This is a genomic window from Streptomyces sp. NPDC054841 (assembly GCF_053611045.1).
Genome location: NZ_JBSGZO010000002.1, coordinates 26099 through 37830 on the forward strand (window position 1 = coordinate 26099; position 11732 = coordinate 37830).

At 70.9% G+C, this 11732-nt stretch carries 12 protein-coding genes; 11 read left to right on the forward strand and 1 reads right to left on the reverse strand.

The features are described 5' to 3' along the window. Window positions 1-15: 15 nt before the first annotated feature. Window positions 16-486, reverse strand: a complete 471-nt coding sequence (locus tag ACWGI8_RS00520) for a pentapeptide repeat-containing protein (RefSeq protein WP_453657293.1) — start codon at window positions 484-486, stop codon at window positions 16-18. 99 nt (window positions 487-585) lie between these two features. On the opposite strand from ACWGI8_RS00520, the gene ACWGI8_RS00525 reads away from it, so the two are divergent. From ACWGI8_RS00525 to ACWGI8_RS00575, 11 genes are all read left to right on the forward strand, one after another. Beyond that, complete coding sequence (locus ACWGI8_RS00525) at window positions 586-1200, forward strand: hypothetical protein (RefSeq protein ID WP_453657209.1); 615 nt, start codon at window positions 586-588, stop codon at window positions 1198-1200. A 289-nt stretch (window positions 1201-1489) separates the two neighbouring features. Beyond that, complete coding sequence (locus tag ACWGI8_RS00530) at window positions 1490-2800, forward strand: WhiB family transcriptional regulator (RefSeq protein ID WP_453657211.1); 1311 nt, start codon at window positions 1490-1492, stop codon at window positions 2798-2800. 11 nt (window positions 2801-2811) lie between these two features. Then, window positions 2812-3051: a hypothetical protein gene (locus tag ACWGI8_RS00535; RefSeq protein WP_453657213.1), complete on the forward strand. Its 240-nt coding sequence runs from the start codon at window positions 2812-2814 to the stop codon at window positions 3049-3051. Window positions 3052-3820: 769 nt separating this feature from the next. Continuing rightward, window positions 3821-3964: a hypothetical protein gene (locus tag ACWGI8_RS00540; protein ID WP_453657215.1), complete on the forward strand. Its 144-nt coding sequence runs from the start codon at window positions 3821-3823 to the stop codon at window positions 3962-3964. 53 nt (window positions 3965-4017) lie between these two features. Continuing rightward, on the forward strand, window positions 4018-5136 hold the full coding sequence (locus tag ACWGI8_RS00545; RefSeq protein WP_453657217.1) for a PqqD family peptide modification chaperone: 1119 nt from the start codon (window positions 4018-4020) through the stop codon (window positions 5134-5136). Between the two features lie 35 nt (window positions 5137-5171). Further along, a complete protein-coding gene (locus tag ACWGI8_RS00550) occupies window positions 5172-6539 on the forward strand; it encodes a TldD/PmbA family protein (RefSeq protein WP_453657219.1) in 1368 nt (455 codons plus the stop codon). After that, window positions 6536-7891 carry a metallopeptidase TldD-related protein gene (locus ACWGI8_RS00555; RefSeq protein ID WP_453657221.1) on the forward strand — a complete coding sequence of 452 codons (1356 nt, stop codon included), beginning with the start codon at window positions 6536-6538 and terminating at the stop codon, window positions 7889-7891. Before ACWGI8_RS00550 ends, ACWGI8_RS00555 begins: the two co-directional genes overlap by 4 nt. Further along, on the forward strand, window positions 7888-8835 hold the full coding sequence (locus ACWGI8_RS00560) for an ATP-binding cassette domain-containing protein (RefSeq protein ID WP_453657223.1): 948 nt from the start codon (window positions 7888-7890) through the stop codon (window positions 8833-8835). The genes ACWGI8_RS00555 and ACWGI8_RS00560 overlap by 4 nt, the downstream gene beginning before the upstream one ends. Next, entirely contained in the window at window positions 8832-9632 is an 801-nt protein-coding gene (locus tag ACWGI8_RS00565) for a hypothetical protein (RefSeq protein ID WP_453657225.1), read from the forward strand. Before ACWGI8_RS00560 ends, ACWGI8_RS00565 begins: the two co-directional genes overlap by 4 nt. Before the next feature lie 4 nt (window positions 9633-9636). Beyond that, complete coding sequence (locus ACWGI8_RS00570; RefSeq protein WP_453657227.1) at window positions 9637-10431, forward strand: ABC transporter permease; 795 nt, start codon at window positions 9637-9639, stop codon at window positions 10429-10431. Window positions 10432-10458: 27 nt separating this feature from the next. Next, the gene (locus ACWGI8_RS00575; RefSeq protein ID WP_453657229.1) at window positions 10459-11730 is read left to right on the forward strand and encodes a hypothetical protein; all 1272 of its coding nucleotides are present in this window, start codon (window positions 10459-10461) and stop codon (window positions 11728-11730) included. Window positions 11731-11732 lie beyond the last annotated feature (2 nt).

Sequence of the window (11732 nt, forward strand, 5' to 3'; positions counted from 1 at the left end):
CGCCTTCGAAGCACCTCAGTGGTGGCCCGAAGTATCCCGGAACGAACTGGGTACGAACGCCGTGCGCGCCGTCGCCCAGTTCGACAACCCGAGCCTCCCCGGGTACCTCGACCCTGAGGCGTACGCGGCCTGCGCACCCGAGGTACGCAAGGAAATGCTCGCCAAGGCGATGGAGAACGCGACGCCCCAGCAGGAAGCGCCTGAGCAGGAAGCACCGCAGAAGGAAGCGCCGCAGAAGGAAGCGCCGCAGAAGGAAGCGCCGCAGAAGGAGGCAGCGGCCGTCGAGTCAAAGACCGCTGAAGCTGCCACCGAAGCCTCAACCGAAACCGAAACCGAAACCGAAACCGAAACCGAAACCGCAACCGCAGCTGCTGCCGAAGCCGAAGCCCCCGCCATCCAGGAAGCGCCCACTCCCGCCGCCGCCACGGCCAAACCCGTCCCGCCGCCCCTCTGGCAGGCGGGTTTCACCCCCCGGCCCACCCGCATCAACCCCGGCTCCTCCGGCCCTTCCTCGACGACGACCGAGCCCCCCGGTGTCGACACCGGGCTCGCTTCCCGTACCGCCGGAAATGGAATGGACGGCCCATGAGCTCCCGCTCCGCCCTCACCTCCCTACGACGCCTCCTGCGCCAGGACAGCAGCGACACCTGGGCCGTCCGACTGCTCCCCCGCATCGTCTTCGGGCTGGCCCTCGCCTACACGCTCTTCGTACTCGCGTCGGCCGGCATGTCCTCGTTCATCGCGGTTTGCACGATGCTGGCCCTCGCTGTGACCGGCTGGCTGCTCCGTCGCCGTGGGCAGTTGCTGCTGGGGCTCGTGTCGACGGTCATCACCGCCGCGGTCACCGGCGGCCTGGCGGCCGCGGGTGACATCGCCCGGGGCACCGCCGCGAGCGGATTCCTCAGCGGACAGGCCGTGTTCGGCTACTGGGCGCTCTCCGGGATGGCCCTCCTCGGGGCCTGGATGGGCAAGGAGCACCCGGGCCGCCGGGGCGTCACCGTGGTCATCGCCGACGTGGTTCTCGTCACGATCTCCAGCGTGGGAACAGTGGTGCCCTCGGCGTCCGTTCCCCTCGGGTTCCTGGGCGTGGTCGCGGTGCTGGCGGCCCGCGGGGGCGGCATCGCCGCAGTACGGAGGCGTATGCGCCAGGTGAGCCGGCCTGGGCGACGGTCACTTCCGGCCACCGATTCGGACGGCTAGCACCCTGATGTGTGGTCAGCATCCGGTCGGCGCATGCAGGGCGATGCGTTCAAGACAACTTTGCGGTCGCCAATTGGCTTGTTCTAGAGTCCCCGCGGGTCATAGATCAAGTCGGGGGATCACGTTTATGGTCACAACAGCCCATAGGGCTCTACCTGCACTCATACGGCCAACCACCAGGTCCACGCCCACGCACGTGCCCACGTCCGTGCCCAGGTCCACGCCCACGCCCGCGTCTGCGCCTTTGCCCTGTCGGCGACGGCCCGACATTTTCCGCCACCCGCTCCTCGTGAACCCGCCGGCCGGCACCACGGGACTCCCCATCCAGACGCGACGACTCCAGGCTCTCGTACACGCGGCCCGGCAGCTCTGCTCCTCCTGCCCGCTCTGGGCGGAGTGCCTGCGGGACTCCGTCACCCAGTCCGATCCGGGTGGCTATGCCGCCGCCACCACCCAGGAGGACCGTCGCCGGATGCGCCGGAGGCTCGGAATCGGCAACGCCCAGGGAGACCTGGGGTTCCCATCGGACTCCGGGCATCGCACGGTCGAACTCGACGCCGTACTCGACGCGTTCGACGCCCAGCAGGAGCGCTGGAGGGACCGGTCTGGCCGGCAACCGCAGCACTCCCGGGAATCCCGGGAATCCACAGCACACCGCGTCGCGGAACGTGGTCAGCAGCACGACAACACACACGAGGTATCAATGGCGGCCCCGGCAGGCGAACGGATCACTTTCTCGCTCGAAGATCCGGCCCTCGCCATACAGAAGGCCGTCCTCGGCCCGCTGGTGCACTCCACGCTTCCCACCCTCGAGATCACCGAGCAGCTCGCCGGGATGATGGCGCACGCGCCCTCCGCCGGACTGTCCCCGCAGTTGCTCGAAGCCTTCCGGGAGGCGCGCCGCTGCCTCGAGTCGTGGCGTGCGACGACCGGCGACGACACCCCGCGCCGTCCGGCGGACCACGGACTCACCGGATCCGTCAGCGTCGAGCTCGCGACCAGTGACCCCCTCGCCGCCCTGCGCCAGGACATCTTCGAGCCCCTGGTGCGGCGCCTCGCCGAGTCACTCGGCCGTATCGAGGCGATCACGGCGGTGCTCGTCGCGGCCCCGGGCCACACCGTTCCGCACGGCCCCGAACTCGCGGCGGTGCACGCGGCACTGCGCGATCTCGGATCGCAGCTGGAGCAGTACGACGCCATCGCGCCGCTTCGCGAGGACCACTTCTGCGGCCACGACGCCCTTCAGCACGACGCGCACCCCCGGACCGACCCGCTTCCCCGGACCGACGCGCGCTTCCGGCCCGAAGCGCATCCCCGGCCCGCCGCGTCCGGTACCTCCGCCGGGAGCGTGATCCCGCTCGCCTCCTGGACCGCGCCGAGTCTGCGCAGGGCGGTGGAGCTGGCGGTGGCTTCCTTGCCCGGCCCCTTCACCGGTCGTGACATCCTGCTCGCGCTGCCCCCGGGTTCGTACCAGGATTCGGCGAAGTCGGTCAGCAACGCCCTCTCAGCCATGGTCAAGTCGGGCCGTCTGCGGCGTGTGTCCCGCGGCACCTACACCGTGGCCGCCCAGTCCACCGACGCCATCGCCGCGCACTCCTGAAGGGCACTGCCTTGCATCCCAGCCACCCGGCCGCCGATGTCCGCATCTTCTCCCCCAACGCGGGCCTGATCGACGGGGTCCCCGTCACGGCGCCGCCCTACGGCGACATCCAGGAAGTCGTCATCGCGATCCTCCAGCAGCGCGCCCAGCAGCTCGGAGCCCCGACCGCGGCCGTCATCACGGACGGCCGTTACGGCGGCGCGATCCGCATCCTCATCCACCCCGACGGCGCCACCGAAGCCCTGGACTGACCACCCAGACCGCGCCACCGAAGCCCTGGACTGACCGCCCCGTCGGTCACCGAAGCCGAGCGGCCGGCCGGCCCCCCAGCCGCCCGCCGAGGCTGTCGCACACCCTCGGCGTTCACATACGCGGATCGGTTTCATCGACACGAACCCTTGAGGGCTGTGAAGCGCGGGGGCAGGCCTGCCAGCCACCAGCCACGGACGGTTCATGCACCGGTTCGGGCCCGGCATCCGCAACGGCACCTACTGCCACGACCAACCGACGTGAAGCTTCCGGTTGTCGTGGACGCACCCTTGGCAGACCTGTCCCACCAGGGGTTTCACGGCCGTCCGCCGCGACGGCACTGATTCAGCTTTCAGCAACTCGCCTTGCCCAGAAGCCATTTGACCGAGAAAAAAGCATAAGGATCTTGACGCTCCAGTAGATCGCAGATACGTTCTTGATGATCTACACGGGGGAAGCGGATGCGGGCCAATAGGCGCCGCACCAGAACGGGGAGCAGGGAAGTACAGCGCAGGCGGCAGACCTCCGCCATATCGCAGTTCTTCGGTACGGCCGGACATCCGTCCATTCGCGTTTGTCGCGCGACGGATCCGGCGTGCCCACCGGCCTTTTCTCTTCATCCTTTCCACGTGTCGTGGCTGCATTCATCGAGCTTCGGGATCGCTCTGCGCGTCGTGCGTGCGTGGAGCGTGACCGATGGGAGGCCGGCACGTCGCAGGCCTCCTCTGAGCGCCCAGCCGGGCGACTACGTGTACGGGGGAGGTGAAGAGCATGGAGAACCTGGACGTCATCGAGGTCGAGGACGACATCGTCGAGTTCGAGTCCGCCGAGGACAACGCGGCGAACGTGGCCAACGTCGGCAACATCGCCAACGTCGGCAACATCGCCAACAGTGCCAACATCGGAAACATCTGATGAGGCTCGCTGGCGGGGGCCTTTCCGGCCCCCGCCACATCACAGGGAAGGGTATGCCGGACGTGGCGCGCTCGGTCATAGAAGAAAAGATGGATGCGGCCCGCAAGCTGGCCCGCGTGCTTTCCGACAACAATGACGGGTCGATCGACTCGATCTATATCGCGGGAAGCCTGACGGCCGGACTCGGAAATCCCACGAGTGACGCCGATCTGTTCGTTCTGTACGCCGACGAAGCGGCGATGGGCGACGACGTGTCGCAGTACAACGTCGACGGCCACCGGGTCGACGTGGAGCGCTACACCCTCGCGTTCGTCGAGGAGGCCATCGGTGAGATCACGTCGTTCCGGCTGCAGCGCGACAACCTGACGGACCTGCACAAGCTGCCGTCCAAACTGGACTTCGTCTGCCGTCTGTACACGTCGGAGACCGTCGTCTCGTCGCCCGCGCTCGAGGCCGCCAAGGCGCGCATCGACGCATCCATCGGGGACATCCGCCAAGTGGCGCTGAACTACTCGGCGATCGCGATCAACGGACACCTCGAGGACTTCCTCGGCGCCTCCGTCGACGGTGACCTCGAGACGGCCGCGCTGGTCGGTCAGGAACTCACCGCGTACGCCGGCAAGGCCGTCGCGGCGGCCTCAGGCGACCTGTACTACAGCAAGAAGTGGGTCTACAAGCAGCTCGCGCGCAACCCCGTCGAGGGCTTCCCGAAGGACACGTTCACCGATTTCCAGCGCGGCACCTGGACCGGTCGCGGCTCCGAGGCCGCCGAGCAGCTCGTCTTCTTCGTTCAGACCTGCATCGCCGCGAGCCAGCTGCTCAGCCGCCAGGGCGTCCCCCTCGACGTCTGGCCGGCCTGGACCGCCCCGGCCGAGCCCGCCGCCGACGGCCTGTGGCGCAACCCCTCGTACAACGTCCTCGGCCAGAGCGACGGCATCCTTCTCCACTGGGAGCTGCGCCGGCAGCTGATGCTGCGCGACCCCGCCGCGTTCGTCTGGGCCCTGTGCGACGGCCGCGGACAGCAGGACGTGATCGAGGCCGTGGAGCGCCTCGCCGAGCACGTACCCGCCCTGAAGTCGATGACCGCCGAGCGCGTCGGAAAGCTGCTGCAGTCGCTGCGCGAGCGCGACCTGGTGCAGGGCGAGCCGTACTCCGTTCTCAGCGCGATCTGACCGGGCCACGGGGGCACAGGGCGATGGGAAGCGTGATGAGTGAGGGACCCGGGGACGACCGCGGGGCCGAGCGGCTCCTGGAGCTGGCGCAGTGGGCCGTGGAGCGTCTGCAGGCATCGGCCGACTACGTGCAGGCCTACGCGGAGCGCACCCTCGAGGTACGCGTCGAGTGCCTGGACGGCGACGTGCTCGCCACCTGCGTCGAGCCCCGCGAGGGACTCGCCTGCATGGTCCGGCAGGGCGACCGCTGGCGTCACCGCGCCTTCTCCGTGACGGAACTGGCGGCGCTCCCGCAGTGGCTGGACGCGGCGGCGGCCGCGGCCGGCCCGGACGGGACGGGCGTACGGTGGCCGGAACCGGAGGCCGTGGACTTCACGCCCGTGGTCGCGCGGGACTGGCTCGTCCAGGACACCGGGGTGCCCCACTCCCTGCGCACGATGGAGGACTTCACCGCGCGTACCGTCGCCGTCGCCGACACCGACGGCGTGCGGGCCAGCTCCGCCTCCCGCCTGGTGCGGCGGCGCGTCGAAGCCACCGTCACGGCTGAAGGCGGCCGCTACCGCGGCCTCAACCGCTGGCTGGAGCGCGGCCCGAAGGCCGGCCACACCGCCGGCCGCGGCGCCGTGGATCCCCAGGACGTGGCGCGCGTGGCCCTCGGCCACGCGCAGGACTCCGCGCGCGCGGCCCTGCGGGGACGCCACCGCACCCCTGTCGTCTTCGGCCCGTCCGCAGCCGTCGGCTTCCTGCACGAGCTCGTCGGCCATGCCCTCGAAGGCGACAACTTCGCCATGCGCAGCGACTACATCGCCGCGCTGCGCAAGCCGGGCGCCATACCCGCCGTGCTCTCGCTGCACGACGACGCCACCCTTGCCGAGGGCTACGGCTCGTACGAGATCGACGACGAGGGCATCGCGGGCCGCACCACCGTCCTGGTCGCGGACGGGGAGATCGGCTCACCGCTCACCTCCGTACGCGCCGCGCAGCGCCACGGTTACACGCCCACCGGCAACGGCCGCCGCCGGGACTACCGTGAGCTGCCGCTGCCCCGGGCCAGCAACACCGTGGTCCCGCGCGGCGACGAGGATCCGGCCGCCCTGCTGGCGACCTCCCGCGAGGGTCTGCTGCACGTCGGCTCCCTGGGTGCCGGAATGATCAACCTCTCCTCCGGCGAGTTCTCCTTCGCGGCGCTCAACTGCGCCTACATCACCCCCGACGGCCATCGCGTCCCTGTCCGCGACGTCAGCCTCTTCGGCGACGCCCTGGACATCCTGGCGCGCATCGAGGGCATCGGTTCGGACTTCGGCGGCGACAGCATCACCTGCGGAAAGCAGGGCCAGATGATCGGAATCGGTCTCTTCTCGCCCTCGATGCGCTACTCCGCACTGGATTGGAGCGCGGCATGAGAGTGCTGGAGACAAAGACAGCCCAGGGCCTGGCCACCGCGGCCGCCGTCGAGGACTCCCTGCACGACGGGGAGCACGCGGCCACCTTCCTCGAAAGGACCGCCCGGCGCCGGCTCACGGTCGACCCGGCCGGCCGCAAGCGGCTCTTCGTCGACGACCCCGGCTTCGGCGGCTTCGTACGCCTCGACCGGGACGGCCGGGAGCTGTACCTCAACGCCAACGAGCTGAGCGCGGAGGGCGCGGCCGGGCTCCTCGCGAGCGGACGCCACCTCTTCCACCTCGGCAGCCCCGCCCCCGCCGCCGAGCGCGGCGGGGCACACCACCCCGTACAGGCCGCCGACGGTGGCTGGGAGACGACGGCCGAGCGGCTCGACATGACGGCCGCGGCCGCCGGCACGGCCGCGCCGGCGGACGCCGTCGCCGCCCGGCTGTGCCCCGGGCAGGTCTTCGGCAGCCTGCAGATCTCCGATGTACTGCGCGAGTCGGTCTTCGCGGACAGCTCCGGAACCCGGCTCTGGGACCGCTGCTACGGCGTCGAGCTGACCGCCGTCGCCACGAGCGCCGACGGCACCCGCGCGGTCTCCGCCTCCCGCTACGCCACCGGCCTCGACGGGATCGACCCGGCGGACCTCGGCCTCGAACTGAGCCTGATGGAGACGGGCATGGCCGCCGGGGAGCGCCCCTTCGAGGGCCCCCGCGTCGTCTTCGCCCCCAGCGCGACCGCCCAGCTGCTGCGCGCCCTCGTCAACACGATCCTGCTCAACCCCGTGGCGCACCCGGCACCCCTCGTCACCTCGCTCGTGGACGAGGGGCCCCGACCGGACGCGTGCGGCGCCCGCTCCTTCGACTGCGAGGGCACCCCCACCGGCCGTACGGAGCTCATCGGTCACGACGGCGTGCAGCGCGCCGTCGCCACCCGCAAGGCGCACGTCGGCGGCGAGGACGGTGCGGCCGCCGGGAGCGCAGGACGGCTGACCGGACACGCCTGGTGGAACCCGCTGAAGAACTTCCCGCAGCTGGCGGCCGGCAACGTCCGGCTGACCCCGGCCGGCGCCGGCGACGCCCTGCTCTCCGGCGAGCGGTGCGTGGTCGTCGACGCCCGCACCCTGGGCGTCGAGGAGTTCCGCTCCGGCGGCCAGCTGGCGTTCCGGCTGCTGGCCGCCCGCGCGGTGGACGGCGTACCCCAGGAGCCCTTCCGCCCCATGTCCGTCGAGGGCGAGGCCATCGACTTCCTCGCGTCCGTCACGGCGGTCGGCGAGAGCGTGTCGTACTTCCCCGGACAGTTCTCGGCCGGTGGCGGCTACCTGGAGATGGACCTCACCCGGGTCACCTCGAAAGCGAGTGAGCGATGAGCGCAGCCGACAAGGGCCTTGAAGCCCGCGGACTCGTCCGCGAGTTCAGCGCCAAGGACGGCACCGTGCGGCGGGCGGTCGACGACGTCGCCCTGACCGTCAGGCCCGGCGAGCTGGTCTCCGTACTCGGCCCCAACGGTGCGGGCAAGACCACCACCGTCAAGATGCTCACCGGCCTCCTGCTGCCCACCTCCGGCACCGTGCTGATCGACGGCCACGACGTCGTACGCGCCCGCCGCCGCGCCTCGCTGGCCTGCGGATTCAGCCTGGGCGGCGACACCGGCCTGTACCCGCGGCTGACCGCGCGGCAGAACCTGGACTTCTTCGGGCTCATGTACGGCCTGCGTGGCGCCCGGCTGGAGTCCCGCGCCCGGCTGCTGCTGGAGGAGGTGGACCTCGCCGACCGCGAGGGCGACCTCGTCGGGTCGTTCTCCCGGGGCATGAAGCAGCGGCTGCACCTGGCGCGCGCCCTGCTCCACGACCCTGCCGTGCTGATCCTGGACGAGCCGTCCGCCGGCCTGGACCCGCAGTCCGCCGCCGCCATGCGCGCGCTGGTGGCGCGGCTGGCGGGGGAGGGCCGCAGCATCCTGCTGACCACCCACGACATGCGCGAGGCCGAGGAGCTCAGCGACCGGATCGTGCTGATGAAGGGCGGCCGGGTCCACACCGAGTCCACGGCCGCCGAGCTGCGGCTGACCGCCGCCGAGCGGCTCGGCCACGTGGTGAACGCGGTCTTCTCGGGCGCGGAGGTCCCCGACGGGATCAACGCCTGCCCCGGGCTGATGCATTCGGAGCGCGACGCCGGAACGCTCACCCTGCGGGTCTCCGACGGGGCTGCCGCCGTCCAGTGGCTGCTCTCAGCCTTCCCGGGCATGACCACCAGCGTCGCGGTCACGCCGCCCACCCTCGAAGAGGTCTTCCTCGACATGGTGGCGGCGTCGTGACGGCCGTGACATCCGGGCCCGCGGGCGCGTCGACCCGTACGGCGGGATGGTTCCTGCCCACCTTCGTACGGGCGCTGGCCGACCAGCTGCGGATGCACGCCTCCAGCCCCATGGCGGTCTTCTCCACCCTGGCCATGCCGTGCGTCTTCGCGTTCGTCGTGCACGCCAACGCCACCGGCGGCGCCGCGCGCGACACCACCGGCGACATGGCCGTCGGCTCCGCGGGCATCGGCATGCTCGACTCGATCATCGTCCTCGTCGTCGTCAGCCTGCTGGGCGAGAAGCAGTGGAAGACGCTGTACGCGGCGCTCGGCAGCCCCGGCGGACTCGTCCCGGTGGTGCTCGGCAGGCTGACCGGCACCGCCGTCCAGTCGCTCACCGCGCTGCCCGGCACGCTGGTCATCCTGGTCCTGCTGTTCGGCGTCGGCGACGACTTCGACTGGGTGCGCTGGCTGGCCGGCGGAGTGCTGCTGGCCTTCGCGACCGCGTCCGTGGTGGGCCTGCTCGGCTTCGCCGTTCTGCGCTTCCCGTACTCGGCCGGCATGACGAACGGGCTGACCGGCCTGGTCATGGCGCTCAGCGCGCTCATCGTTCCGCAGTCCGCCCTGCCGGGCCCGGTCCAGAAGCTCGCACTCGTGATCCCGCAGTCCCACGTCATGGCATGGGTGCGCGGCAGCGGTACGGGCGAACTGCTGGCGGCTCTCGCGCTGACCGGCGCCTACTGCGGACTTGTCGTGCTCTCGGTCCGGCGGCTGGAGAGCATCGCCCGCCGCCAGGCCCTGCCCCTGGAGGCGTGACCTCATGGAAACCCGCATCGAGGACCGCCCGGGCAGTGCCGTCGGCGCCGCCCTGCACGGCGCGGCACTCTCGTACCGCGCCCTGTTCACCTGGCTCAACCCGCTCGGCTACCTGAGCTCCCGCATCGTCCGCCCGATCGGCATGGCGATCGCCTTCATCTCCCTGTCCACGCACTACGGGGCCGCGGCCGGGCGCATGCTCGTGGCGTCCAGTCTGCTGGCGGGCGCCGGAGCCGTCGTCTACGGCATGGCGCTGTCCATCGGCAACGAGCGCTCGTTCGGCACCCTGGGGATCTGGCTCGCCGCACCCCAGAACAAGCTGGCCGCGGCGTGCCAGCGGGCCCTGCCGCACATCGTGGACGGGTTCGTCGGCGGGCTGTGCACCTACCTCGTGTGCTGCCTGCTCTACACCACCCTGCCGATCGGGCTGCCGGAGTTCGCCGGCCTGCTGGCCGTCGGTGTGCTGACCACCGCCGGCTTCGGCCTGTCGCTGTCGGCCCTCGCGCTGGTCATCGAGGACCTGTTCGTGGGGCCGAACATGGCGGAGCTGGTCCTCATGGTCCTGTCGGGAACCCTGGTGCCGCAGGACCGGCTGCCCGGCTTCCTGGTGCCCGTGAGCGAGGCCATGCCGCTCAGCCACGTCATGGAGGCGGTCGAGCGAAGCCTCGCGGGGCGCTCGCTCGGGACGGCCCTGCTCGTCGAACTCCTCGTCGGAGCCGCCTGGTTCGCGGCCGGCGCGCTCTTCCTGCACCTGGCGGTCCGCCGTGCGTCCGCCCGTACCGCACTCGGCAACGCCTAGAACACTCAAGAGAAGGAAAAAAGCCACATGTCTACCTTCAGCCGCTCGGCGAACGCCTGGATCGACCCGCGAGGCTCTTTCGCGGCCACGGCAGGCCGACGTGACGGCCTGATCACCCGTGACAACCTCGACGCCCGGCCACTGACGGCCGACGAGCCCTACCTGGTGCCCTCGCTGCCGGTCGAGGTGCACTGCCACGGGCTGGGGGACGTCGATTTCTCCAACTTCGCGGAGATCGACCTCTTCGCGGTCGACAAGCACGCCGCCTCCGAGGGCCTGCTGTGCATCCCCACCCTGTACCTCCGGCAGGACCGGCTCGACGGCTTCGTCGAGTTCATGCGGGGCTTCGCCGCGCTGAAGGCCGACGGCCAGCTGCCGTTCGTCCCCGCCATCGCGCTGGAGGGACCGCTCGTCGCCAGCTTCGGCGGCACGCCGGCCTCCTCCGTGTGGGCTCCCTCCAAGGAGGAGTGGGAGAAGCTCGCAAGCTGCGGCCCGCTCGGCCTCGTCTACATCATGATCTCGCCGGACGCGCTGCAGTCCAGCTCCTACCTCGCGGCCCAGTTCACCCCGGACCACCCGCCGCTGGAGTGGATCGTCACCCGCCTCGTCGAGAACGGCGTACGCCCGGCGCTCGGCCACTTCGCCAAGGAGAACCCGCAGCTCGGGGCGGACTGCATCGAGGAGGTGCTCACGGCGGCCGAGGCGGCCGACTGCCCGCACTCCGGCGTCCGCGTGGTCACCGACCACCTCTTCAACGAGATGCCGCTGCTGATCAAGCACGCCTTCCGCACCTCCAAGGCGCGCGCCAACCGCGACGCCCTGCTGGCGAGCTACGACCTGCCGTCCTGGAACCTGGCGGACCTGCACGAGCAGGTCGGCCCCGTGCCGGCCGCCATCATGCGCGGCGCCCACCAGGGCCGCATCGCCGCCTGCCTCAACTTCGACGGCGAGCACGTCGACTTCGCCATCGCCAAGCGCGCCATCGAGATCGTCGGGCCGCAGAACATGATGCTGATGACCGACCGCAGCGACACCGCGCGGCTGGCCGGGCAGGACCTCCACCAGGAGCCCGGCAGCGACCTCTGGTACCAGGAGCAGGGCGTGGTCGCGGCCGGCACCCAGCCGATCGACCAGCAGATCGCCAACGTACGGGCTCTGGGCGTCTCCGAGACCGACATCTGGAACCTGGTGTCCTTCACGGCGTACCGCACCTTCTTCCCCGAGATCGACCTCGAGGGGGAGCAGTTCCGGCAGGGGTGCCACGTCGACGCCGGCCGGCAGCGCTTCGCGCTGCTCTGACC